Source organism: Paraburkholderia oxyphila NBRC 105797, assembly GCF_000685075.1.
Lineage (GTDB): Bacteria > Pseudomonadota > Gammaproteobacteria > Burkholderiales > Burkholderiaceae > Paraburkholderia > Paraburkholderia oxyphila.
Genome location: NZ_BAYD01000104.1, coordinates 1 through 24,671, shown reverse-complemented (window position 1 = coordinate 24,671; position 24,671 = coordinate 1). Strand labels below are relative to the sequence as shown.

Annotated in this window: 23 protein-coding genes and 1 tRNA gene; 10 read left to right on the top strand and 14 right to left on the bottom strand. The window is 66.2% G+C overall.

Annotation, left to right across the window (positions count from 1 at the left end):
• Positions 1 to 18: 18 nt before the first annotated feature.
• From BO1_RS39015 to BO1_RS39005, 3 genes are all read left to right on the top strand, one after another.
• Positions 19 to 417 (top strand): OsmC family protein, encoded by a 399-nt coding sequence (locus BO1_RS39015; RefSeq protein ID WP_028222212.1) that lies wholly within the window; start codon positions 19 to 21, stop codon positions 415 to 417.
• 38 nt (positions 418 to 455) lie between these two features.
• Positions 456 to 941, top strand: a complete 486-nt coding sequence (locus tag BO1_RS39010; protein WP_028222211.1) for an SRPBCC family protein — start codon at positions 456 to 458, stop codon at positions 939 to 941.
• A 168-nt stretch (positions 942 to 1,109) separates the two neighbouring features.
• On the top strand, positions 1,110 to 1,391 hold the full coding sequence (locus BO1_RS39005) for a hemin uptake protein HemP (RefSeq protein WP_028222210.1): 282 nt from the start codon (positions 1,110 to 1,112) through the stop codon (positions 1,389 to 1,391).
• 289 nt (positions 1,392 to 1,680) lie between these two features.
• On the opposite strand, the gene BO1_RS39000 is transcribed toward BO1_RS39005, so the two are convergent.
• From BO1_RS39000 to uvrB, 6 genes are all read right to left on the bottom strand, one after another.
• Entirely contained in the window at positions 1,681 to 2,088 is a 408-nt protein-coding gene (locus BO1_RS39000; RefSeq protein ID WP_028222209.1) for a GlcG/HbpS family heme-binding protein, read from the bottom strand.
• 173 nt (positions 2,089 to 2,261) lie between these two features.
• Complete coding sequence (locus BO1_RS38995; protein ID WP_028222208.1) at positions 2,262 to 3,701, bottom strand: 4Fe-4S binding protein; 1,440 nt, start codon at positions 3,699 to 3,701, stop codon at positions 2,262 to 2,264.
• A complete protein-coding gene (locus BO1_RS38990) occupies positions 3,698 to 4,543 on the bottom strand; it encodes an FTR1 family iron permease (RefSeq protein ID WP_028222207.1) in 846 nt (281 codons plus the stop codon). Before BO1_RS38990 ends, BO1_RS38995 begins: the two co-directional genes overlap by 4 nt.
• A gap of 114 nt (positions 4,544 to 4,657) precedes the next feature.
• Positions 4,658 to 5,011 (bottom strand): cupredoxin domain-containing protein, encoded by a 354-nt coding sequence (locus BO1_RS38985; protein WP_028222206.1) that lies wholly within the window; start codon positions 5,009 to 5,011, stop codon positions 4,658 to 4,660.
• A gap of 43 nt (positions 5,012 to 5,054) precedes the next feature.
• A complete protein-coding gene (locus BO1_RS38980) occupies positions 5,055 to 5,603 on the bottom strand; it encodes an iron transporter (RefSeq protein WP_028222205.1) in 549 nt (182 codons plus the stop codon).
• Positions 5,604 to 5,960: 357 nt separating this feature from the next.
• Entirely contained in the window at positions 5,961 to 8,042 is a 2,082-nt protein-coding gene (gene uvrB, locus BO1_RS38975) for an excinuclease ABC subunit UvrB (protein ID WP_028222204.1), read from the bottom strand.
• Between the two features lie 373 nt (positions 8,043 to 8,415).
• Here uvrB and BO1_RS38970 point away from each other — a divergent pair, with 373 nt between their 5' ends.
• Positions 8,416 to 9,615: an amino acid aminotransferase gene (locus BO1_RS38970; RefSeq protein WP_028222203.1), complete on the top strand. Its 1,200-nt coding sequence runs from the start codon at positions 8,416 to 8,418 to the stop codon at positions 9,613 to 9,615.
• A gap of 172 nt (positions 9,616 to 9,787) precedes the next feature.
• On the opposite strand, the gene BO1_RS38965 is transcribed toward BO1_RS38970, so the two are convergent.
• The gene (locus BO1_RS38965; RefSeq protein ID WP_028222202.1) at positions 9,788 to 11,113 is read right to left on the bottom strand and encodes a DUF3734 domain-containing protein; all 1,326 of its coding nucleotides are present in this window, start codon (positions 11,111 to 11,113) and stop codon (positions 9,788 to 9,790) included.
• A gap of 15 nt (positions 11,114 to 11,128) precedes the next feature.
• Positions 11,129 to 11,932: a 3-hydroxybutyrate dehydrogenase gene (locus tag BO1_RS38960; RefSeq protein WP_028222201.1), complete on the bottom strand. Its 804-nt coding sequence runs from the start codon at positions 11,930 to 11,932 to the stop codon at positions 11,129 to 11,131.
• 330 nt (positions 11,933 to 12,262) lie between these two features.
• Between BO1_RS38960 and BO1_RS38955 the strand changes: the two genes are divergently transcribed.
• Together BO1_RS38955 and BO1_RS38950 are read left to right on the top strand one after the other, a co-directional pair.
• Positions 12,263 to 13,234 (top strand): potassium channel beta subunit family protein, encoded by a 972-nt coding sequence (locus tag BO1_RS38955; RefSeq protein ID WP_028222200.1) that lies wholly within the window; start codon positions 12,263 to 12,265, stop codon positions 13,232 to 13,234.
• A 222-nt stretch (positions 13,235 to 13,456) separates the two neighbouring features.
• Positions 13,457 to 14,302 (top strand): 23S rRNA (adenine(2030)-N(6))-methyltransferase RlmJ, encoded by an 846-nt coding sequence (locus tag BO1_RS38950; protein WP_028222199.1) that lies wholly within the window; start codon positions 13,457 to 13,459, stop codon positions 14,300 to 14,302.
• Positions 14,303 to 14,445: 143 nt separating this feature from the next.
• Here BO1_RS38950 and BO1_RS54600 read toward each other — a convergent pair whose 3' ends face one another.
• From BO1_RS54600 to cueR, 3 genes are all read right to left on the bottom strand, one after another.
• On the bottom strand, positions 14,446 to 14,817 hold the full coding sequence (locus BO1_RS54600; protein WP_043288462.1) for a hypothetical protein: 372 nt from the start codon (positions 14,815 to 14,817) through the stop codon (positions 14,446 to 14,448).
• Positions 14,818 to 15,002: 185 nt separating this feature from the next.
• Positions 15,003 to 15,149, bottom strand: coding sequence for a DUF3563 family protein (locus BO1_RS58380; RefSeq protein WP_084688587.1), 147 nt, complete (start codon positions 15,147 to 15,149; stop codon positions 15,003 to 15,005).
• Between the two features lie 337 nt (positions 15,150 to 15,486).
• Positions 15,487 to 15,903 carry a Cu(I)-responsive transcriptional regulator gene (gene cueR / locus BO1_RS38935; protein WP_028222198.1) on the bottom strand — a complete coding sequence of 139 codons (417 nt, stop codon included), beginning with the start codon at positions 15,901 to 15,903 and terminating at the stop codon, positions 15,487 to 15,489.
• 154 nt (positions 15,904 to 16,057) lie between these two features.
• Between cueR and BO1_RS38930 the strand changes: the two genes are divergently transcribed.
• Both BO1_RS38930 and BO1_RS38925 read left to right on the top strand, forming a co-directional pair.
• The gene (locus BO1_RS38930) at positions 16,058 to 16,264 is read left to right on the top strand and encodes a heavy-metal-associated domain-containing protein (protein WP_028222197.1); all 207 of its coding nucleotides are present in this window, start codon (positions 16,058 to 16,060) and stop codon (positions 16,262 to 16,264) included.
• A 13-nt stretch (positions 16,265 to 16,277) separates the two neighbouring features.
• Entirely contained in the window at positions 16,278 to 17,195 is a 918-nt protein-coding gene (locus BO1_RS38925) for a dTDP-4-dehydrorhamnose reductase family protein (protein WP_028222196.1), read from the top strand.
• 67 nt (positions 17,196 to 17,262) lie between these two features.
• Here the strand turns inward: BO1_RS38925 and BO1_RS38920 are convergent, their stop codons facing one another.
• The 3 genes from BO1_RS38920 to imuA are packed head-to-tail and all read right to left on the bottom strand — an operon-like array spanning position 17,263 to position 23,347.
• Positions 17,263 to 20,910: an error-prone DNA polymerase gene (locus BO1_RS38920; RefSeq protein WP_028222195.1), complete on the bottom strand. Its 3,648-nt coding sequence runs from the start codon at positions 20,908 to 20,910 to the stop codon at positions 17,263 to 17,265.
• 48 nt (positions 20,911 to 20,958) lie between these two features.
• Complete coding sequence (locus tag BO1_RS38915) at positions 20,959 to 22,593, bottom strand: Y-family DNA polymerase (protein WP_245644014.1); 1,635 nt, start codon at positions 22,591 to 22,593, stop codon at positions 20,959 to 20,961.
• Positions 22,478 to 23,347: a translesion DNA synthesis-associated protein ImuA gene (gene imuA, locus BO1_RS54595; RefSeq protein ID WP_245644013.1), complete on the bottom strand. Its 870-nt coding sequence runs from the start codon at positions 23,345 to 23,347 to the stop codon at positions 22,478 to 22,480. The genes BO1_RS38915 and imuA overlap by 116 nt, the downstream gene beginning before the upstream one ends.
• A gap of 257 nt (positions 23,348 to 23,604) precedes the next feature.
• On the opposite strand from imuA, the gene BO1_RS38905 reads away from it, so the two are divergent.
• A tRNA-Pro gene (locus tag BO1_RS38905) sits at positions 23,605 to 23,681 on the top strand.
• A 450-nt stretch (positions 23,682 to 24,131) separates the two neighbouring features.
• A partial coding sequence (locus BO1_RS38900) for a DUF6236 family protein (protein WP_028222193.1) occupies positions 24,132 to 24,671 on the top strand: 540 nt, incomplete at its 3' end.

Here is a 24,671-nt window from a genome sequence, read left to right as displayed (position 1 = left end):
TCCGCCCGCGAGGAGCGCATGGCCGCAACCGCAGTCACCGCACACATTGGCTCGACCCACTACCAGGTCCAGTTCGACGACGGCACCCACACCTGGTTCGCCGACGAACCGGCCAGCCTTGGCGGCGGCGACACCGGCCCCGCGCCCTATTCGCTGCTGCTCTCGAGCCTCGGCGCCTGCACGTCGATCACGCTGAAGATGTATGCCCAGCGCAAGGAGTGGCCGCTCGACGGCGTGCGCGTGAAGCTCTCGATGGAAACCGGCAATGCAGGCACGACGATCGATCGCCAGATCGTGCTCGAAGGCGCGCTCTCGGACGAGCAGCGCGAACGCCTGCTGCAGATCGCCAACGCCTGCCCGGTCCACAAAGTCTTGACGAACGCGATCACGATCCGCTCGGGGCTCGTCGCTGCGTAAGCAGCGGCGGACGGAAACAGACACAGGAAGGCGCCGCCTTGAATTTCGAACATCTCATCCAGATCAACGACCCGCTGAACCCGCTCGTCCTGCCCATGACGCGCGAGCAGCTTTGGGAAGGCCTCGTGCTGCGGGCGGAGCAGCCGCAGCTTTTCGTGATCGGTCTCGACGACTGCACGATCCTGTCGCGCGAGGGCAACACGCTCGAGCGCGAACTGCACTACGGCCACGCCACGGTGCGCGACCGCGTCACGCTCACGCCCAACGAGAACGTGCGCTACGACATCCTGGCGACCGCCGAGTACGTGGGCGGCTCGCTCACGATGACGATCGAGCAGCCCGACGAGCTTCAGCTGTTCCTGCGCTTCGAGTACCGCACCACGCTGCCGACGGCCGATACCGAAGACGACCGCCAGACTTCGGAGATCGTGAAGTCGGCGTATCGCGAGTCGGATATCGACACCGTGCGGCTCATCCGCCAGTACGTGCAAGGTCCGGGCGAGCCCGAAGCGCCGTTGCACTGAGCCGCTTCGCGCGGCCGCTCCTCTCGTGCGCCCGGCTCGATGCCGGGCGTCGTCGTTTTTGGGTCAGGCTATCGCTATTCGATTCCGATCAATTTCGAGTAATTGCAAATGGGAACGATTATCATTTAATATCAACCCATCGAATCGAGATCCAACCCCGTCACGCTCATGACCGATTTCAACCGCTCACCGACACTCAGCTTGCGCCGCACCGGCTCCGCGTTGACCGGCTCGCATCCGTCGAAACCCGCCGCGCCCGCCGTCACGCGCAAGAGCGTCGGCCCGGCCGGCACCACGGGTGGCACAGCGGGCGGCGCGCAAGCGGCCAGCGAACGCACGCTCGACAGCACGGCGCTGCTGCAAGGCCGCAGCCACGTGAGCATCGTGCACAACGGGGAGACTTACCAGCTGCGCGCGACGCGGCTCGGCAAGCTGATTCTGACCAAGTAGGTCGTACCGGGTATTGTGGGGACCGCCTCCCAGAGAGGCGTTGGGCATTAGCCAGCAACGACGGTTTGCACGCGAGTCTAGACCCCTTCGTGCACACATTCCTTCAAGCAGCCGTCACAGCCAGCCAGGCCACTTTTTTGTTCTCACGCTTGAACATCGTCGCGTCGCGCGAAGCGCCTGACGGACGAAGCAAACAGCAAAAAGCCGCGGCACCGTCCGCGGCTTTTTGCTTTGCTGCCTGCCACTGCGTGCGTCACGGCGCGCCGATGCGTGCCGTGAGCGCCGACGCCTAGTCGAGGTTGAGCGCCTTGATGCCCGCCTGGGCGATGGCCGCATCCTGATCGGACTTCACGCCCGAGACGCCCACCGCGCCAACGACATCGCCGTTCACGACGATCGGCACGCCGCCTTCGAGCATGGCCGTGAGCGGCACGCTCAGGAACGCCGTGCGGCCCTGGCGGATCACCTCTTCGTAGACGCGGCTTTCGCGGCGTCCCAGCGCGGCCGTACGGGCCTTGCCCGGCGCCACCTCGCTGCTGATGGCCGGCGCGCCGTCGAGGCGGCGCAGATACAGTAGGTGCCCGCCGTCGTCGACGATCGCGATCGTCACATTCCACTCGTTCGCACGGGCGTGCGCGATGGCCGCATCGGCCACTTTCGTCACGTCTTCGTCGGTCAGTACTGCTCGCGTTCGCATACGTCTCTCCGAAAAGTCAAAAACCGGGTGGCGCCCCTGCCGACCCGGTTGTTTCAGATTAACACTCACGCTCGCGCCTTTGCGCTCCCCCTCTGCGTATACCCGCCATTCGGTATTGACAAATCAGAGGTCGCTGCGCGCGGTTTCCAGCATGTGCTTCAAACACCGCGCGCTCAATGCGCCCAGCCCCAGAACATGAGCCACCAGGCGCTGTCGACCACGGCGAGCGCCGCGCAAAAGCCCGCCAGCGCGAGCGCGCGCTGCAAGAAGCGTGTGCTGTAGCGGCCCGTGACGCGCCACGCGAGCCACGCGCTCCAGACGTTGGTGATCACGAGGATGGCGATGCGCAGGTCCGCGGCCCAGTCGAGCGGCACGTGCTCGGCGCGCAGCAGCGAGAGCGTCGTGGCCGAGAGGCCGAGGAACACGCCCGCCCCCGCGAGCGGAATCAGCGACTGGGCGAAGTGATGGAGCCGGCGCATCTCGAAGCGTCCGATGCGCCCCAGCAGCGCACTCGAAAGCGCGAGCAGCGCGAACAGTGCGGTGCCGTAGACGAGCCCCGTCGCGACGATGTAGCCGACGATCATGGTGCCGTCGAGCCAGGAGAACACGTCGTTTTGCGCCGGATAGTGCGTGAGCAGGAACCACGGCGCATTGGTCTCGAGCGGCCAGGTGATGTCCTGATCGATGAGCCAGCCCGCGATCGACTGCTTGAGGTCGATGAACCACGGCGAACCGGTCCAGTGGAACGCGCCGATCGCAATGCCGAGCAGTCCATAGAGAATGAGCGCGGTGTCCCAGCCGCTCGCCTGCTTGTCGCCGAGCTCGACCACTTCTTCCGAGGGCGAGCGCCACGTGAGCGTGATCGCGTCGCGATGGCCGCTGCAGCGCCCGCACATGTGACAAGGTGCCGCACCCTTCATATTGCGCAGCGGCACGAGCGGCGCGCAATTCACGGGAATCACGCGCTGGCCGCCGTGCTCGCCGTGCGTGTACGAGTTGCGCCACGCGTCTTCATCGACTTTGAAGTGGAACGGCGCGAGACGCGCCAGAAGCGAAAAAACCCCGTTCACGGGGCACAGATACTTGCACCAGACGCGCTTTTCGCGCCCGTACAGGAAGCCGATCACCATCGCGCCGAGCGTCGAGCCGCCCAGCACGAGCAGCACGGCCTTCGGGTACTGATAGACGCTCACCATCTGTCCGTAGAGGGTGGTGAGGCCGAACGCCACGAACGGCCAGCCGCCCCAGCGCATCCAGCGCGGGATGGCCCGGCCGCGCCCGAACTTGCTCGCGAATTCGCTGAGCGCGCCTTCGGGGCAGAGCACGCCGCACCACACGCGCCCGAGCAGCACCATCGAGAGCAGCACGAACGGCCACCAGATGCCCCAGAACACGAACTGCGCCGCGAGCGTGAGGTTGTTCCACAGATGCGCCGTGTCGTCGGGCAGCGGCATGACCGCGGGCACGAGGATCAGGAACGCATAGACCGCCACGACCACCCACTGCACGGCGCGAATGGCCGCGCCGTGCCGCTGCATCCATTGGCCCGCCTGGGCGAGCCAGCCCTGCCGCTGCGCGCGTGGGGCCCGTGCCTGGCCCGAAGCGCAACTCATGCTGCCTTCCCCCTGGTCACGGCGGCGGCGCGGCCGCTCACGCGGCGCGCGAGCCACCACACCACGAGCCAGTACGCCGCATAGGCGATCAGGTTCATGAGCGCCGGATGGGCGCGGTAGCCCGTGAGCGTCGCGACGAGCGAGCCAAAGGTGCTCGAATCGTCGAGGAGTGCCGACGAGTTCCATACCTGGTCGACGAGGGTCGGCAGGACTTCCTTGTCGATGAGCTTGTCGACGCCGGTCTGGAACAGGCCCGCGCCGAGGAACAGCAGCATGATCTCGGTGACGCGGAAGAAGTGGCGCCACGAGAACACCTTGCCGCCCAGCTGCAGCAGGTAGAACGTGAGGAACGCGAGGCCGAGGCCCAGCAGCACGGCCAGGTACTGGCTCGCATCCACGTGACCCGACTGGCCGAAACCGAGGCCGTACAGGAAGATCACCGTCTCGCTGCCCTCGCGCGCGATGGCGAGCGCGACGAGCACCGTGATGCCCCACCAGTTCGCGTCACGCGTGGTCTGCTCGAGCGACTGCTCCATCTCGCGCTTGAGCGTGCGCCCGTGCTGCTTCATCCACAGCACCATCTGCACGATCAGCACGCACGCGACCAGCACCATGCCGGTCTGGAAGTAGTCCTGCGCGTCGCCGGAGAGCACCTCCGTGAAGCCCACGAGCGCCGCGCCCAGCGCGACGGCCGCCAGCACGCCGGCACCCACGCCGGCCCACAGATACGGCAGGCCGCGCCTTGCATCGGCGTCGCCGTTCTTCAGCCACGCATACAGAATGCCGACGACGAGCAGCGCCTCGACGCTCTCCCGCCAGACGATGAACAAAACCTGACCCATAGACACACCTCCTGCCGCCGGCTCACGCGCCGGCCGCGTTCCCTGCTTCGCCACGAGCGCCGCGCGTCATGCTTATGCGGCAACGCTGATCTGGCGCCACTCATTTGGCAACGCTCATTTGGCAACAATCACGCCCTGCGCCTGCTGATGGAAATCGTCGAAGAACTTGTACTCGCCCGGATCCAGCGGCGCGATCACGACGAACGAGTCCGCGCCCGGCGCCAGCACCTTCTCCTTGCGCAACTGGACGCTCTCGAACTCGGCCGCGCCCTTGCCCGTGTTGCGCACCTCGATCTTGATGCGCTTGCCCGCCGGCACCTCGATGCGCGCGGGATTGAGCTTGCCGTCGGCCATTTCCAGCTTGAACGTCGGCAGATCGTCGGCGCGCGCCACGTTGGCCACGCCCGCGAGCGACGCTGCAAAAGACGCGCTGAGCGCGAGCGCCGCAAACTTCCGGATTCCAGTCATCGGTCTTCCCTGCTCCCTGGTGTCCTGCGATTGGCCGCTACGATCAGTAGCCGCCCTTCTTGCCGATGCCCGCGAACGGGAAGTCGTATTCGAGCGTGATGGGCTTGAACCACGGACCCACGCCCGTTTCCTTGTCGACGTGACGGCCGAACGCCATATGGCCCGTCTGCATTGGCGCATCGACGATCAGCTTCAGGTGGTACTTGCCCGGACCGGCCAGCTTGACGTTGTCGCCGTAGTGCGGGCCGTCGTTGGCCACCATCGGCATCAGGTCGCCCTTTTGCACGTAGCTCGAACCCGGCTTGGTCAGCTCGTAGCGGACCTGCAGATACGGCATCCAGTCGCCTTCGGCGAAGCCCGTCGGGTTGTTCTTGACCGCGTGGATGTCCGACTCCAGGTGGATATCGGAATCCGACGCCTTGCGCATCATGCCTTCCGGCTCCATCGTGATCGGCTGCAGATAGACCGCGCCGATCTCCATGCCGCCCTGGATTTGCTGCTTGCCGATCGGGTATTCGGCCGCCTGGGCCGCGAACGCCGCGCTCGAGGCCGCCACGACGATAGCGCCGCGCATGAGAGACTGGATCCGCATCGAAACTCCTGTTTTTTTATGAGATGACAATCGAACTGGCCGGCATATGAACGCAATAATGTTAATGCGAACAATTCTCAATAATGGCGGAGTTTAACACTGATGCTGTAAGGGAACAAACTGGAGTGTAAGGAAAACCCCACGCCAGACAGGGTGTTGCCGCGCCATTCCTGACGCTTGCTTACGCAGAGCCTCGAATTTTTCTTCAGCGTGCACTGAAACGAAAGCTGACCATATGAGCGTCTGGCCCTGCGAGCGGCGTGATGGAGCAACAAAAAAGGGCGTGCGGTTGAACCACAACCGCACGCCCTTGCGCGTTCGCCGCGCCCGCACCGTACACGAGCCGCGCGCCCGTCCTCAGGCCGGATGATCGCCCACATTCGCCCCGAACACGCGCTGACGCAGCACCGCGAGCTGGTCGCGCGTCTGCGCGGCCTTCTCGAATTCGAGGTTCTTCGCGTAATCCATCATCTGCTTCTCGAGTTTCTTGATCTCCCTGGCGATCTGCTTCTCGGACATGTCCTCGAACTTCGCGCGCTCCTGCTCCTCGCGCAGCTCGGCGCGCGCATCGTCCACGTTGTAGACACCGTCGATGATGTCCTTGATGCGCTTGACCACGCCGCGCGGCACGATGCCGTGCTCCTCGTTGAACGCCATCTGCTTGGCGCGGCGGCGCTCGGTTTCGTCGATGGCCTTGCGCATCGAGTCGGTGATGCGGTCGCCGTAGAGAATCGCCTTGCCGTTCACGTTGCGCGCCGCGCGGCCGATCGTCTGAATCAGCGAGCGCTCGGCGCGCAGGAAGCCTTCCTTGTCGGCGTCGAGGATCGCCACGAGCGAGACCTCGGGAATGTCGAGGCCCTCGCGCAGCAGGTTGATGCCCACGAGCACGTCGAAGGTGCCAAGACGCAGGTCGCGGATGATCTCCACGCGCTCGACCGTATCGATGTCGCTATGCAGATAGCGCACCTTCACGCCGTGGTCGGCGAGGAACTCGGTGAGCTGCTCGGCCATGCGCTTGGTGAGCGTGGTCACCAGCACGCGCTCGCCCGCGGCCACGCGCTCGTTGATCTCGCCGAGCACGTCGTCGACCTGGGTGGCGGCCGGACGGACCTCGATCACCGGATCGACGAGGCCCGTGGGACGCACCACCTGCTCGGCGATCTGGCCCGTGACCTTTTTCTCGTAGTCGGCGGGCGTGGCCGAGACGAACACCACCTGGCGCATCTTGCGCTCGAACTCGTTGAACTTGAGCGGCCGGTTATCGAGCGCGGAAGGCAGGCGGAAGCCGTAGTCGACGAGGTTTTCCTTGCGCGCGCGGTCGCCGTTGTACATGCCGTTGAGCTGACCGATCAGCACGTGCGATTCGTCGAGGAACATCATGGCGTCGGTGGGCAGGTAGTCGACGAGCGTGGGCGGCGGCTCGCCGGGCAGCGCGCCCGAGAAGTGCCGCGAGTAGTTCTCGATACCCTTGCAGAAGCCCAGTTCCTGGAGCATTTCCAGGTCGAAGCGGGTGCGCTGCTCCAGACGCTGCGCTTCGACGAGCTTGCCCTCGGTGTGGAAGAACTCGAGGCGCTCGCGCAATTCGGACTTGATCGTCTCGACGGCGCGCAGCACGGTCTCGCGCGGCGTCACGTAGTGCGAGGACGGATAGACCGTGAAGCGCGGAATCTTCTGGCGCACGCGGCCCGTGAGCGGGTCGAAGAGCTGCAGCGTCTCGATTTCGTCGTCGAAGAGCTCGAGGCGCACGGCCATTTCGGCGTGCTCGGCCGGGAAGATGTCGATGGTGTCGCCGCGCACGCGGAAGGTGCCGCGCTGGAAATCCTGCTCGTTGCGCGTGTACTGCATCGCGATCAGGCGCGCGATGACATCGCGCTGCCCGATGCGATCGCCCTGGCGCAGCGTCAGGATCATCTGGTGGTACTCGGACGGATTGCCGATACCGTAGATCGCCGAAACGGTCGCGACGATCACCACGTCGCGGCGCTCCATCAGGCTCTTGGTGGCCGAAAGCCGCATCTGCTCGATGTGCTCGTTGATCGACGAATCCTTCTCGATGAAAAGATCGCGCTGCGGCACATAGGCTTCCGGCTGGTAGTAGTCGTAGTACGAGACGAAGTACTCAACCGCGTTGCGCGGAAAAAACTCGCGGAATTCCGCATAGAGCTGCGCGGCGAGCGTCTTGTTCGGCGCGAACACGATGGCCGGGCGGCCCAGCCGCGCGATGGTGTTGGCCATCGTGTAGGTCTTGCCCGAGCCCGTCACGCCCAGCAGGGTCTGAAACGAGAGACCGTCCTCCACGCCCTCGATGAGCGTTTCGATGGCGGTCGGCTGATCGCCGGCCGGCAGGTACGGCTGGTAGAGCTGGAATGGCGAGCCGTCGTACTGGACGAACTTCGACTCGTCGAGCGCGGGCGCGTCGGCGACGGTGTGGTCGGACATGGGTGACATCCTGAGCGCGGAGCAAACAACTATTCTAGCGTCTTGCCGATTGGCGAGACCGGGCAAGCCTGGGCGAGCCGCAGTGGGCTTTTGCCGTAGATGGGGCGTGACGGCCGGCGCTGCAAGGGCCCGCGCGGCGCGCAAACAACGCACGCCGCATGGCCGTGCGCCCGGAATCGTCCGTTCGTGCCGGAAAAATGGCCCCGCTGGCGTCGCAGTCGGCGAAAAACTGGCCTGAGGATTCGTTACAATAGCGAGTTCCGTGGCCGGCTGCCCGGCGCCTTCCGATCAGGGACGGTGCGAACCAGAAGCAACCAGAAACACCTCAGCACGCGGCCCAACGAGCTTCTTCCTTCACTATTGCCGAACCATCATGTCCCTCTTTTCCGCTGTCGAACTCGCCCCCCGCGACCCGATCCTGGGTCTGAACGAAGCCTATAACGCCGATGCGCGCGCGACGAAGGTGAACCTCGGCGTGGGCGTGTACACCAACGAAGAAGGCAAGATTCCGCTGCTGCGCGCAGTGCGCGAGGCGGAAAAGGCCCGCGTGGAAGCCGGTCTGCCGCGTGGCTACCTGCCCATCGAAGGTCTCGCCGCCTATGACGCCGCCGTGCAGAAGCTGCTGCTCGGCGACGACTCGCCGCTGATCGCAGCGGGCCGCGTCGTCACGGCGCAAGCGCTGGGCGGCACGGGCGCGCTGAAGATCGGCGCGGACTTCCTCAAGCGCGTGAACCCGGCTGCCAAGGTCGCGATCAGCGACCCGAGCTGGGAAAACCACCGTGCTCTCTTCGAAAGCGCCGGCTTCGAAGTGATCGCCTACCCGTACTACGACGCGCAGACCAACGGCGTGAACTTCGAAGGCATGCTGAGCGCGCTCAACAGCTACGCCGCGGGCACCGTCGTCGTGCTGCACGCGTGCTGCCACAACCCGACCGGCGTGGACCTCACGATCGACCAGTGGAAGCAGGTGATCGAGGCCGTGAAGGCGCGCAATCTCGTGCCGTTCCTCGACATCGCCTACCAGGGCTTCGGCGACGGCATCGCCGAAGACGGCGAAGTCGTGCGTCTGTTCGCCGCTTCGGAACTCAACGTGTTCGTCTCGTCGTCGTTCTCGAAGTCGTTCTCGCTGTACGGCGAGCGCGTGGGCGCGCTGTCGATCATCACCAACAGCAAGGAAGAGTCGGCGCGCGTGCTCTCGCAGCTCAAGCGCGTGATCCGCACGAACTACTCGAACCCGCCGACGCACGGCGGCTCGGTGGTCGCAGCGGTGCTCGGCTCGGCCGAACTGCGCGCAATGTGGGAAGCCGAGCTCGGCGAAATGCGCAACCGCATCCGCGCAATGCGCACGGGCCTCGTCGAGCGCCTCGCGGCTGCCGGCGTGGACCGCGACTTCAACTTCATCAACGTGCAGCGCGGCATGTTCTCGTACTCGGGCCTGACCGCGGCGCAAGTCGATCGCCTGCGCGAAGAGTTCGGCATCTATGCCGTGAGCACGGGCCGCATCTGCGTGGCCGCGCTGAACACGCGCAACCTCGACGCCGTGGCCGCTGCCGTGGCGCAAGTGCTGAAGTAATTCGCCTTCGTTCTTCGTTAGCGGAACGCGCTGCCTCAAGACGGCGCGCCCTCCCGCAACGGAAGACAGGGCGAAAAAAAGCGTCCGTTCGAAAGAACGGACGCTTTTTGTTTTCAGGCACGGCCATTTAGCCGCGCACCGGCTGCGGCGCGCGCCGTGCCAGCACCCAGCCCTACGTGCCGCGCTCTCCATTGTCGTGGCCACGGCTGTCGCGATGGATATCGTGCGTGACGAAGCCGGAGTCGTTCTCGGGCTTGTCGAGCCAACCCGGCTGCGCGAGCGACGCGCGAATGTCCTGCAGACCGCTCGCCCAGTGCTCGCGCATCGTCGAGATGCCGAACTGGTAGTCCTTGAACTGGCCCTCGTACTCCTTCTGCCGGTAAATCAGATGGATCACGTTGTACTTCTTCGAGCATGAAAGCTCGTCCGCCAGCTTGACCCACTTGTCTTCCCGATGCTCGGGCGCCACGCGGTCCAGCACCTCGCGCAACACGTGCCGGTAACGCTGCGAGCGCTGCAACATGTCGGTAACGAGACGCGTGCGGCTCGAATACTGGATGTCCTTCATGCGGCCCTGGACGTCGGCGATGTTGTCGGGCACCGGCCCGCGCGCGCTCCAGAGATCCACCTGGAACGCGAGCGTGTCGCGCCGCGGCGTGGTCTGGATCACCTCGTAGAGCGGCGTATTCGACATCAGGCCGCCGTCCCAGTAGTACTCGCCGTCGATCTCCACCGCCGCGAAACCGGGCGGCAACGCCCCCGAGGCGATGAAGTGCTCGGGCCGCAGCTTCGTGGTGGTGTTGTCGAAGTACGCGAAGTTGCCGTTGGCCACGTTCACGGCGCCAAGCGACACGCGGGTCTCGCCCGAATTGATGCGATCGAAGTCGCACAAGCGCTCGAGCGTGGCCTTGAGCGGCTTCGTGTCGTAGTAGCTCGCTTTCTCCGGCTGCCCGGCCCCCTGCGGCAGCGGTGGCGGGACGCGCGGCACGAAGAAGCCCCGCTGCCCTTCGACCACTGCGCTCGCCGCCTGCAGCGCCGTGAAGGTCTTGCGGATGGCTTCGCCGGAGTTGAACAGCGCGTGCTCGATGAAGGCCGGCAACGGCGGCGTATAAGCAGGCTGGCAGATCGTCTCCCAGAACTCGCGCAGGCGCGCCACGCGATGCTCGGGCGCATTGCCCGCGATCAGCGCCGTATTGAGCGCGCCGATCGAGATGCCCGCGATCCAGTTGGGCGCGATGCCGGCCTCGAAGAGGCCTTCATACACGCCCGCCTGATAGGCGCCCAGCGCGCCGCCGCCCTGCAGCGTGAGCGCGACGGTCTCCCACTGCGCGGACTCGCTTGCGCAGTTCGAGACAAACGGCTGCTCGTCGGACTGCACCCCGGCGGACTGCCCCCCGGCGGACTGCGAGCCGGGGGACGGCAACCCGGCTCCGGTGCGCGCGCCGGCCTCTTCGCCCACTGCGCTCGACTCCACCCGCCCCTTCTTGCGTTGTGCCATGGCCGGCCCTCCGCGTTATTGCATGAACCAGCCGTGGCTGACCACGAACGACTGGCCGGTAAAGGCCGCGCTCGGGAAGGCGGAGAGGAACAGCACCGTCTGCGCCACGTCTTCGACCGTCGTGAAAATGCCGTCGACGGTGCCGCCCAGCATCACTTTCTTGACCACTTCCTCTTCCGGGATGCCCAGCTCCTTCGCCTGCTCGGGAATCTGCTTCTCCACCAGCGGCGTGCGCACGAAGCCCGGACAGACCACGTGCGAGCGCACGTTGTGCTTGCCGCCTTCCTTGGCGAGCACGCGCGCGAGACCGAGCAGTGCATGCTTGGCCGCGACATACGCCGACTTCAGCGGCGAAGCCTCGTGCGAGTGCACCGAGCCCATATAGATCACGACGCCGCCGCGATCGTCCTTGTACATGTGCTTGAGGACCGCCTTGGTGGTGAGGAAGGCGCCGTCCACGTGAATGGCCTGCATCTTCTTCCAGTCGGAGAACGCGTAGTTTTCGATCGGATTGACGATCTGGATGCCGGCGTTCGAGACGAGGATGTCGACCGGGCCGAGCTCGGCCGCCACGCGGTCGATGCCCTGATTCACGGCCTCTTCGCTGGTGACGTCCATGGCCACGCCGATGGCCTTGCCGCCCGCGCCCTTGATCTCCTCGGCCACGGCGTCGGCGCCGCTCTGGTTGAGATCGGCGATGGCGACTGCCGCGCCCGCCTGCGCGAGCGTGAGTGCGATCTGCTTGCCGATGCCGCTGGCCGCGCCGGTAACGACTGCAACCTTGCCATCGAGCTTCGTATTCAGAGTGAGAGACGACATCGAGCACCTCCAGGTAGTAGACGGGATGAGACCTCGACGCGCAGGCGCCGTCAAACCTGTCGATTGGCTTAGGACTTCGCCTACGCCATTCGGCCGGATGTTGCGCCGCGGCCAACCGCGCTATTGTGCATGAAGCCGCGCGCCACGGACATCGAGCCGGGCACTGCGGCGCCCAGATTCCACGCTGGTGCCACGCCGCTGCCACGCCATTGCCGCAACGCACCGGCGCGCACGGTAAGACCCGCTGTACAACCGCTTGTACGGCGCCGCAAGTGCTCGGCGCACGCGCGCGGATCATGCTAAGTTTGGCCGCTCTACAAGGAGGCGTTCATGAATTATCGGCGACTGGGCCGCTCGGGCCTGCAAGTCAGCGAACTGTCCATCGGCTCGTGGGTCACCTATGGCAATCAGGTCGATCGCAATCTCGCGCGTGAATCGCTCGCCGCGGCGCGCGACGCGGGCGTCAACTTCTTCGACAACGCGGAAGCCTATGCGGGCGGCAAGTCGGAGGAGATCATGGGCCAGGCGCTCAAGGAGCTTGCCTGGCCGCGCGTGAGCTATGTGGTGTCCACCAAGTTCTTCTGGGGCTTGAACGAGGCGCCCAACCAGTATCACACGCTCAACCGCAAATACCTCATGAACGCCATCGACGGCTCGCTCAAGCGGCTGCAGCTCGATTACGTCGACCTCGTGTTCTGCCATCGTCCCGATCCGAACACGCCCGTCGAGGAAACCGTCTGGGCGATGAGCGACATGATCTCGCGCGGCAAGGCGCTCTATTGGGGCACCTCGGAGTGGAGCGCGGACGAAATTCGCGCCGCATGGGAAATCGCGGAGCGCCATCATCTGCACAAGCCCGTGATGGAGCAGCCGCAGTACAACCTGTTCCACCGCCGCCGCGTGGAAGACGAATACCGGCGGCTCTACGAGGACATCGGCCTCGGCCTCACGACGTGGAGCCCGCTCGCCTCGGGGCTGCTCACGGGCAAATACCGCGGCGGCGTGCCGGCCGACAGCCGCGCCCAGTTGCAGGGTTATGACTGGCTGCGCAAGGAAGTCACCGACGCGGACAAGAACGCGATCGTCGGCAAGCTCGCGGAATTCGCCAAGGAGCTGGACTGCACGGTGGGCCAGCTCGCCCTCGCGTGGATTCTCAAGAATCCACATGTGAGCACGGTGATCACCGGCGCGTCGCGCGTCGAGCAGATCGGCGAAAACATGGTGGCGCGCGACGTGGCGGAAAAAATCACGCCGGAGGTGAAGGAGCAGATCGAGGCGATTGTCGGCGAGAACTACGACTGAGCGCGAAGCCCAGGCGCCGGGGCGCTGTACAATACGCGGCCTCGCCGGCGCGCCGCATGCTTTATCGGGCCGTCCGCGCGATTCGCACGCGGCGCGCGAATAGTTCGGCGCGCCGCCGTTTTCGTATCATCTGCAATCGCGCGGCATGCTCGTGCCCGTTCATACGCGCCTGCCCGCATTGTCCGCATTTTCGATCGCCACCGACCTCGCGTCCGCCCCATCATGCTGAGCTACCGTCACGCCTTCCACGCCGGCAATCACGCCGATGTCCTCAAGCACGCCGTCACCGTGCAACTGCTGAACTACCTCGGCAAGAAGGACAAGGCGTACTGGTACATCGACACCCATGCGGGCGCGGGGGCCTACGCGCTGCGCGAAGGCTACGCCACGAAGAACGCCGAGTTCGACACCGGCATCGGCAAGCTGTGGGGACGCACCGACCTGCCGGCGATGCTCGCCGAGTACGTCGACGAAGTCGCGGCGCTCAATCCCGACGGCGAGCTGCGCTTTTATCCCGGCTCGCCCTATCTCGCCTGGCGGCTGATGCGCGAGCAGGACCGCATGCGACTCTTTGAGCTGCACAGCACGGAAATCGACGTGCTGCGCCACCGTTTTCGCGATGCGGGCCGCCGCGTGATGATCTATGCGGGCGACGGCTTCGACGGCGTCAAGGCGCTCCTGCCCCCGCCGCCGCGCCGCGCGCTCGTGCTGATCGACCCGTCGTTCGAAGACAAGCGCGACTACGCACGCACCCTCGCGTGCGTGCAGGAAGGTCTCGAGCGCTTCGCCACCGGCACTTACGCGGTCTGGTATCCGCAGGTCACGCGGCCCGAGTCGCAGCGTTTTCCCGAGCAGTTGAAGCGCCTCCAGGAAAAGAACTGGCTGCACGTCACGCTCTCGGTCAGCCGGCCGCCGGAAGACGGCTTCGGCCTGTATGGCAGCGGCATGTTCATCCTGAATCCGCCCTATACGCTCGCGGCCACCCTCAAGGAAGTCATGCCGTGGCTCGTCAAGACGCTCGGCCAGGACGAGGGCGCGCAGTTCAAGATCGAATCGCGCGGCGACTGAAGCGCGCGGCGGCCGCGCAACGCGGCCTTAGCCGCGCCACCTTATGAGCGCCACCTTATGAGCGCCACCTTATCGGCGCCACATTAACCGCGCCGCCCTGACGGCGCCGTCTCAAGCGTGGCCGCGGCGCGCAGGTGCCGCAATTACTGCGGCGGCGCGGATTGTTGCAGCGGTTGCGGCGAAGGCCTCGGCTTTGGCCGCGGCGGGCGTCCACCCCCACCGGGCACTTGCACATACGGCTCGACGATGATCGGCACCTGCGAGCCGTCCGTGCCCGTTCCGTTCAGCGTGGGCAACGACTTCATCTGCACCATCGGCTCAGGCGAAAGCGGTGCGTTTTGCAGCACCGTGCCTGACTGTCCATCGCTGATGCCTCGCTGCGTATCCAGAATCAATGGCTGCCCGGACGCGTGCGCGCCGGCGCTCGCCAGCGCCAACGCCATGACGCTGCCAGCCAGCACCGCGTGACGCCTCCATCCGGCACCAGCGCGGCGGAATAAGCGATCTGACTTCATGAACGGCCCCCGATCAATGCGACTCCAGTCTGATATCGGCTTGTCGCAAAAAAGACTTTACCTTACCGCGATGGCAAGGTTCAGACTGCATGGCGTGCGCATCGCGGGCAGCTCGAAACCGGCCCAGAAATAACAAAGCCCCGCCAGATGCGGGGCTTGAGGCAGTGCAGAGAGCTGCGGACCGCTTATCGCGAGTAGCCGTTCGATTCGATCGTGCGGATACGCTGTTCGAGTTGCACGAGGTCTGCCGACGTCGCGAGGTACGCTTCGCGGCGGCGACGCTCTGCAGTTTCGAACCAGTTGCTCAGCTTTTCAAGAAGGTATGCAAACATGATGTTGTTCTCCAAGGATCAGATGTATCCCCGGTGGATTTGCATCAGGGATTACCCCCGTAAGGGATAACCCGCATTATAACGGTTGCACCCAACTTTGCTAGCGAATTGATCGAATGGTGTGCATTCCATTCTGGAATGGTGCATCGTCGATGCTTCGGGCAACATCATGATTTATTGGCATATTTCGCTGCAACCTCGGCAAATCTGCGTGCATCATGCGTCACGATGCACCAGGATTGTGCAGTTCTTCGCAAAAGTTGCGACAATTTGCCAGCGCGGGTTGCACCGCCCTGCCTCGCTCCGCGCGGGGTTCGCGCCGTCGGCAGGCTCAAGCTCAGGCTCGAGCGTCGTGTGCAAGCGGCTGCGGGTCGGCGAGGCGCTCGATGATCGGGCAGTCCGGCCGCTCGTCCCCGTGGCAGTGGGCCGCCAGATGCCCGAGCGTGTCGCGCATCTGCGTGAGCTCGGCAATGCGCTGGTCGAGTTCGGCTACGTGCTCGAGCGCAATGGCCTTGACTTCGGCGCTGGCGCGCGAGCGGTCGTGCCAGAGCGCGAGCAGGCGCCGGATATCGTCGACGAGAAAGCCCAGGCGCCGCGCCTGGCGGATAAAGCGCAGCGCGTGCACCTCCTCCATGCCGTAGACGCGGTAGCCGGACTCGGTGCGCCCCTTCGGCGCGAGCAGGCCGACGCTCTCGTAGTAGCGGATCATTTTCGCCGTGACGCCCGATTCGCGCGCCGCATCGCCGATATTCATGCTGCTCCCCTGCTTTGCACTCGATTGTCTGATGCTACACCTTCCCATGATGGGAAGGTCCAGCGCCCTCGCCGCATGCCCACTGGCATAATCCGGCCACGGCCTCATCTGCTCCTTATTCGTCCTCTTCGTTCTCTTTAAAAAGGAAACCACCATGATCCAGTTCAACGTCGAAGGCATGAGCTGCCAGCACTGCGTCGGCGCCGTCACGCGCGCGATCCACGAGCACGACGCCGCCGCGAAGGTCGAGATCGATCTGGCCGCGGGCCGCGTGAGCGTCGAATCCCGGCAGAGCGCAGAAGTGCTCAAGGCCGCCATCGACGAGGCGGGCTATACCGTCACGGGCACGGCCAGCGCCTGACGCGAGGCGCGCCATGTTCAAGGTTGCCGTAGCAGGCGCTTCCGGGCTGCTCGGGCGCGCGCTCGTGCGTGAGCTTGCGGTCGAGACGGGCTGGCAGGTGGTGCCTACCGGATTTAGCCGTGTGGCCGCCGGGCAAGTGGCGCTCGACATACGAGACGCGCGCGCGGTCGAGGCATTCGTTGCCAGCGAGGCGCCCGACGCCATCGTGATCGCCGCCGCCGAGCGCCGCCCCGACGTGTGCGAGCACGATCCGGCCGCGGCGCGCGCGCTCAATGTCGATGCCGTGCGCAGCGTTGCCGCCGCGGCGAAGGCGCGCGGCGCGTGGGTGCTGTCGATCTCCACCGACTACGTGTTCGACGGCACGCATCCGCCCTATTTGCCCGACGCCGCGCCGAACCCGCTCAACGCCTATGGCCGCAGCAAGCTGGAAGGCGAGCGCGCGCTGCTCGACGCCACCGACGACGCGCTCGTGCTGCGCCTGCCGCTGCTGTATGGGCCGATCGTCGACTGGCAGGAGTCGGCGGTGACGAGTCTCGTGCCGGCGATCCGCGCTTCGGCGCAGGCGGGCGCCGCGCCCGCGGTCATGGACGCCTGGGCGACGCGCTACCCCACCTTCACGCCCGACGTCGCGTTCGTGATCCGCGAGCTGCTCACGCGCTGCGCGGACGGCAACGCGGTGCGCGGCATCGCGCAGTGGTCCGGCGACGAGCCGATGACCAAGTACGACATCGCGCAGCGCATTGCGCGCGCGCTCGGTATCGAGGCGCAACTCGTCGCGCAGACGGCGCCCGCGGACGCGACGCCGCGTCCGCGCGATTGCCACCTCGACTCGGGGCGGCTCGAGGCGCTGGGGATCGGCCGGCGCACGCCCTTCGACGCGGGCATTCTCGCGGTGCTCGACGCGTTCGCGCGCGACGGCGCGGCGCCGTAAGGGTCAGGCAAGCAGCAACCGCCGGGTGCGTGGCGTGACGCCGGGACCCATCGCCCCGCACCCCGCCTCAATGAAAATCGCGGCTCTCGGTCGCGAGCCGCCCGAGCAGCCGGCTGTGATCCTCGAGCCGATGCGCGACCAGATGCACGACCTCGCCCTCGCGTTGCACGACGCCCGCCACCGCCAGCAGCGACGCCCCGAGCAGCTCCTTGCGCTGCGATTCCACGAGCGCCGCGTGCACGATCACGTTGATCGACCCGGTCTCGTCCTCGAGCGAGACGAAGATCGTGCCCTTCGCCGTGCCGGGCCGCTGCCGCACCGTGACGATGCCGCACACGCGCGCGAGCATGCCGTGACGGCACTGCGCCAGTTGCGCCGCGCTACGAAAGCGCTGCTTCGCCAGTCCCGGCCGCAGCAGTTCGAGTGGATGACGGTTGAGCGTGAGGCGCAGGCTCGCGTAATCGGCGACGATCTCCGCGCCCTCCGAAGCGCGCGGCAGTTCGAGCCGCGCCTCGGCCACGGGCGCGTCGCGCAATAGCGCGGGCACCGCGTGCTGCGCGGTCACGGCCCACCACGCCTCGCGCCGATGCCCGGCGATGCTCGCGAGCGCATTGGCCGCCGCGAGCGCTTCCAGCTCGCGGCGCGTGAGCGCGGCACGGCGCGCGAGATCGTCGACGTCGACGAACGGCGCCTGTGTGCGCGCGGCCATCACGCGCTGCGCGGCGGCCTCCGAAAACCCCTTGATGAGGCTGAAGCCCAGGCGCACCGCCGGGCCTCGGCGTCCGTAATGCCGGGGCGCCTGCGCGATAGCCGCGCGCACGATGCGTCTGAGGCCATGCATGAATGGGCGAGGCCGTTTTCGCCCGCCATCGCGTCCGCGCCGATCGCCATCCCCATCGCCATCCCCATCGCCATCGCCATCCCCATCGCCATGCCCTGTGCCACGCCCGGCTCCGCCGTCCATCGCGCCGCTGCGCCCCCGCGCGAGTGCGAACGCGGCGGCCCTCAATAGCGCGCGGTAATGCGCCACCTCGGCACAGCGCTCGGGCACGCCATCGGCATCGAGCCGCACGCCCGGCCGGCCGCGCACCTCCAGCACGGACGCCCAGTCGCTCAGTGCGATATCGGGCGCGCGCACCTTCACACCGTGCCGCTTCGCATCCTGCACGAGCTGCGACGGCGAATAGAACCCGAGCGGCTGACTATTCAGCAGTCCTGCGAGAAACGCGGCCGGCTCGTAGCGCTTGAGCCACGAACTCGTGTAGACGAGCAGTGCGAAGCTCGCCGCATGGCTCTCCGGAAAGCCGTAGTCGCCGAAACCCTCGATCTGCTTGCAGATGCGGTTCGCGAACTCCTCCGTATAGCCCTTGTTCAACATCCGGCGCTTGAGGTCGTCCTGATAGGGTCGCAGATCGCCGTCGCGCCGCCATGCGGCCATCGCGCGGCGCAGCTTGTCGGCTTCCTCGCCGGTGTAGTCGGCGGCGACCATCGCGAGGTGCATGACCTGCTCCTGAAAGATCGGCACGCCCAGCGTGCGCTCGAGCACCGGGCGCAGCGCCTCCTTCGCGTACTCGACCTTCTCCTCGCCATGCCTGCGCTTCAGATACGGATGCACCATGTCGCCCTGGATCGGCCCGGGCCGCACGATCGCCACCTGGATCACGAGGTCGTAATACTCGCGCGGGCGCAGACGCGGCAACATGCTCTGCTGCGCCCGCGACTCGATCTGGAACACGCCGACGGTATCCGCATGGCAGCACATCTCGTAGACCGCTCGATCCTCGGATGGAATGTCCTGCACACGATACGCCGGCAGCCCGCGCCTCAACGCGACGAATTCGAGCGAGCGCCGGATCGCCGAAAGCATGCCGAGCGCGAGCACGTCCACCTTCAGAAGACGCAACGCGTCGATATCGTCCTTGTCCCATTCGATCACGTAGCGGTCCTTCATCGCCGCGTTTTCGATGGGCACGAGACGCGAGAGCTTGTCGCGCGCGATCACGAAGCCGCCCACGTGCTGCGAGAGATGACGCGGAAAGCCGCGCAGCTCGCGCGTGAGGCGGATCAGTTGCTGCGTGACGTGCGAGTCGGGCGAAAAGCCCGCTTCCGCCAGATGGTTCGCGATCGAATCCGGGCCGTCCCACCACTGATGCGCGCCCGAGAGCTTTTCGACGAGCGCGTTGTCGAGACCCAGCGCCTTGCCCACGTCGCGCAGCGCGCTGCGCGAGCGATACGTGATGAGCGTCGCGGCCAGCGCGGCGCGGCGCGTGCCGTATTTGCGGTAGATGTACTGGATGACCTCCTCGCGCCGCTGGTGCTCGAAGTCGACGTCGATATCGGGCGGCTCGTTGCGCGCGCGGGACAGAAAGCGCGCGACGAGCATGTTCATGCGCACCGGATCGATCTCCGTGATCCCGAGGCAATAGCACACCACCGAGTTCGCCGCCGAGCCGCGCCCCTGACACAGGATGTTCTGCGAGCGCGCAAAGCGGACGATGTCGTGCACGGTCAGGAAATACTTTTCGTACTTCAACTCGCCAATCAGCCTGAGCTCTTCTTCGATCTGATTGCTGCGCTTCTCGTTCAGGCCATCGGGCCAGCGCTCGGCGGCGCCTTTCATCACGAGCTTTTCGAGCCATGAAGTGGGCGTCTCGCCCGTGGGCACGAGCTCTTCGGGATACTCGTAGGCCAGCTCGCTCAGGCAAAACGTGCAGCGGCGCGCGACCTCGAGCGTGGCATCGAGCGCATCGCGCGGATACAGCGCGCCGAGCCGCACGCGCGAGCGCAAATGACGCTCCGCATTCGGCTCCAGCGCGCGGCCGCACGACGCGAGCGGCTTGCCGATGCGCACCGCGCTCAGCGTGTCCTGCAGCGGCTTGCGCGAGCGCGCGTGCATCAGCACGCCGCCCGCCGCGACGAGCGGCAGGCCGCTTTCCTGCGAGACGTGGCGCAGCACTTCGATCTGCGTGTCGTCGCCGCCCGTTTGCCAGAGCTCGAGCGCAAGCCATGCGCGCTCGGCCGCGAAACCCGCGAGCCAGTGCGCGGCGCGCAGCGTCTGCGCGAGCGTGGCCGCGCGCTGCGGCACGAGCAGCAGCACGCAATCGCGCAAGTGCAACAGATGCGTGAAGGCCGGCTCGGGATCGGTGAAGTCGGACGGATGCACGCGGTATTGGCCTTTATCCGCGCGCGAGCGCGCGAGCGTGATCAGCTCGCACAGGTTGCCGTAGCCCTCGCGATTCATCGCGATCGCCACGAGCGTGCAGAACGGCGCGCCGTTTTCATCGACGAGATTCAGCTCGCTGCCGATCAGCAGATGCAGTGAGGGCACGAACGGACCGAGCGCCGCCACGGCGGCTTCGGCCTGCGCTTCGGCCCGCGTTTTGCCCAGCGCTTTGCCCAGATGCGCGCCGTGCTTCGCGCCCAGCGCGCGTGCCTCACGCACGGCTTCGTCGTGCGCCTTCTTGCGTGCCTCGTCGTATTCATTGAGCGCGCTATACGCGCGCACGACGCCGGCGAACGAGCATTCGTCGGTGATGGCGAGCGCGCGGTAGCCGTGACGGATCGCCTGCTCGACCAGCTCGCTCGGGCGCGACGCGCCGCGCAGGAACGTGAAGTTGGTCAGGCAGTGCAGCTCCGCGTAATCGGGCAAATGCGCAGGCAAATTCCCAGGCAGATGCCCGGACCCCGAACCCGACGAAGAAGGTTGCGCAGGCAACGATGCGCCTGTCCCGCTGTTCGACATGATGCTGAAGATGAAGCGGCGTTAGCCGAAAAGTCCCTGCAAATACCACTGCCCACCAATGCGCTCGCGGTACAGCCAGAACATGCGCCCCTGGTCGTCGGCGGCGACGTAGTAGTCGCGCCCGACGCCTTCGCCGTCCCACCATCCCGCCTCGATGCGCTCGGTGCGCGTGAGCGTCTTGAGCGGGCGCCGATAGACCGGGCGGTCGTTGCGCACCATCAGCTTGAGCGGCTTTTCGAGCAGCCATGCCGGGCGCGGCTGCGACGGCAGCGGCACCTCGGGCAGATCGAAGGCCGTCTGCACGGGCGCGGCTTCTTGCTGCGCATTGGATGGACCGTTCGCCTTGCGCGAATCGCGCGGCTTGCGCGCGGCCGTCCGGCGCGCGCCCGCTCGATACGTGCGCGCCGACATCGCCTGTTCGGGCCGGTGATCGTCCTCGACGAACAGCTGCAGCACGTTCTGCTCGCCGATGCGCGCGCCGATGCGCTCGAAGAGCTGCGCGAGCGACGCGTCCGATGCCTCGGGCGTGGGAAAAAGCGTGTCCGTGGGCGGCGCGTAGGCGCTCACCTGATCGGCGACGAGCGCGAGGCCGATCACGGGCGCGGCCAGCTCGGTCTGATTGAGCTTCTCGCGCAGCAGCCACAGCAGATGCTCGGCATCGCGCGAAGGCGCGGCCCACGAGAGCGCGAGGCTCGACGTGCGCGGCGCGTGGCGCGACGCCAGTTCGTGCTCGAGACGCAGCTCGAAGCCGCTCAGCGCGCCGTGCTGCGCGGCGAGCCAGCCAGCCAGCTGCATCACGAGACGGCGCGCGGCGAACAGCAGCGCCTCGGCGCTCTCCACGCGCGCCTGCAATTCGAGCGACGCGTGAAACGACGGCGGCGCGGCGAACCAGGCGCGCGGATCGGGCGCCTCGCCGCGCGCTTGCGCGAGCCAGGCGAGCACGCCGTCGCCGAAACGGCGCACGATGCCGTCGCGCGGCAGCCGTCGCAAATCGCCGAGCGTCGCGCAGCCGATTTGCGTGAGCGCCTGCTCGTGCTGTGCGGCGAACGGCGCGAGCGCGACCGGCAGCGCGTCGAGCGCGCGCGCGAGCGTGACGTCCTTGAGCACGCGAAAGCGGCGCGCCGCGTGCGCCCCGGCGCTCGCGCGCGCCTGCGCGAGCGTCCACGCGCCCCAGGCCGTGGGCGCGCAGGCGATGCGCGCGGCGTGGCCGCAACTGGCCACCGTGGCCGCCACCTTGGCGAGCAGCGCACGCACACCGCCGAAAAGACGCAGCCCGGAACCGACTTCGAGCAAAAGCGTATGCGACTGCGCGAGCGACACCTTCGGCGTATAGGCGAGCAGCGCGAGCGCGAGCGCCTCGAACGCGCGCGTCTCGCGCGCCGGGTCGGGCTCGAGCAACGCGAGCCCCGGCGCGAGCGCAAGCGCATGGGCGCGCGTGCTGCCCGGCTGCACGCCGAGCCGGAACGCATCGAGATCGGCGATCAGGATGCGCGCGTGATCGGCGAGGGCGAAGCAGCGCGCGTCCTGTCCCGCGGCCTCATCAGGTCGACTGGCCGGCAGGGACGCCGACACCGGCGGCGTTGGCAGCGTGAGTGACGTGAGCGGCACGGGTGGCCTCACGGCCTCCAGCGGCAACAACGGCAAGGTGACGGCGATCCACAACATGATTAATCCCGGGCCACGGCGCGGCCGGCAATGCGCCCGGCTGGGGCAGCACCGACTCCTGCAGCGGCAAAGTGATGACGAGTGGCTGGGCGGGCGGCGGCCCGCGACGCTTGAAAATATCGACGGACACGGCGGTGAGCTGCATCCATTCACGACGGTTCAGACGCGCGTCCTCGGGCGGCGGCACCGGCGTGCAGACCATGCGCAGCGGCGCCGGCGACGACTGATTGCGCGCTGCGGGCGGCCGCATGAGAAACGCCAGCGACTGCGAATCCTGCGCGGCGACCTGCAGACGCCGCAGGGCGTCGGCGCGCGCCTTCGGCTGCCAGAGCAGCACGGCGCCAATGCCGTCCTGCTTGAGCGCCTGCTCGGCGGCCCACGGCGCCTCGTCCTCGCTCGCGCGCACCCAGATCAGGCGCTCGAGCGCGATGCCCCACGCCTTGAGCGCGCACGCGTACGGCTGCCACGGCGGCGCGACGAGCAGCACGTGCCGCCCCGCCTGCGCGGTGAGCGTGCGCAGCGCGGGCGCGACGAGCCGCATCTCGCCGATGCCACCCTGCTCGACGAGCAGCTCGGTCAGGCTGCCCGCGGGCCAGCCCGCGCCGGGCAACTGGGCGTCGAGCGCGGCGTGGCCGCTCGCCACCGTGCGCTCGCCCGCGTGCGCGAGCTGGTTGCCCTGCCAGACCCGGCTTTGCAGCCGGGGCGGCAGGTGCGCGGTGAGCGGCGCAAGCTGGAGTGCTGCCATGATTGCGCTCTGGAAAAAGGAAATAGGTCGCCCTGCCCAACGCGAAACGGGGCATGACGGGGTTGTTGGCGTGGGGTGAAACGCCGCGCCGCTACCTGTATATTTATACAGTATCCAGTGGGATTTTGGGAAGTGATGTGTCAGTGGGGGAGGAGTGACTGGTGCGCGTGCGTTCGTGCTCGTTTGTACCCGGAAGAAAAGTTTTCAAACCGGGGTTTGACGGCGCATGCCACGAAACGCTACAATCCACGATTCGTCGGAGCGTAGCGCAGCCTGGTAGCGCATCTGATTTGGGATCAGAGGGTCGTAGGTTCGAATCCTATCGCTCCGACCAGTAATATCGAGGGGTTACAAGCCGTTGGCTTGTAACCCCTTTCTCATTTCCGGCGTCGTGTAGCCATCATGTAACCGGATTCTGTCAACGCGGAGTGCCTCCGCGCGCCATCTTAAGGGTACGATTGCACTCGGTGGACCTGAGTGCAGTCCCCGCCTCCGGCGCGGCAAAAACAGGCCGGGCTGCTGGCGCTGGGCTCCCGGCACCTGACACACAAAGTCGGGTTTCTTCATATCGCGGGTTGGTTTGGTAACCCTGCTCGGCGCGAGGCCGATATAGCACTAAGCCCGTATCGGTATACTGCCAATTCCACGACCGTGATTTATCACCGAGCCAACGATGAACGCGAGTGCCCTGAAGGAATTCAACGCCTCGAAGTAACTTAACGACGCAAGGCAACTCAGGCACATCGGATACCCGCGCTTATTTATACCTCGAAAAGCAATCGACATGGGTGAAGCAAAAAGACGAAAGGCCACTGACCCGAGCTATGGGAAAGTACCGAAAGACACGCACAAGCGGGGTTTGGTTGTGAGTCCGCCTATCGTCATTGAGGGCGGGCGCTTATTTGCGAAATCTTCGAACCTCGATCCGCTGGAACTACGGTTTGCGCTCCTGTTTTGGGACCGGCTAGTATGGCCTTCGTCTCGGGTTATACACTTCGCCAGCAACCAAGACGAGCAATTCCTAGAAGCGGCGGGAATTCTCAATCGCCCTGACTACACCATATGGGGTGACGGTGCAACCGGAATAGCGCAAGGTCAAGTTACCGCATTCAACGATTTCGACAGCAGAGAACCCGGCATGTGGGCGTTAGCCCAAGGGGAAAACTCCTTCGTCTGGAAAGACGGTTTCTTGGAGGACGGAGCCGGGGCGCTTGTCGAACTTCATCGCGCAATACCTATTCCTTGCCACGATGTTCCGCTCGCGGAGATTCTAGAGTTCAAGGAAAAGAGACGAGACGAATTATTGTTATTGAGAGCGCAACTA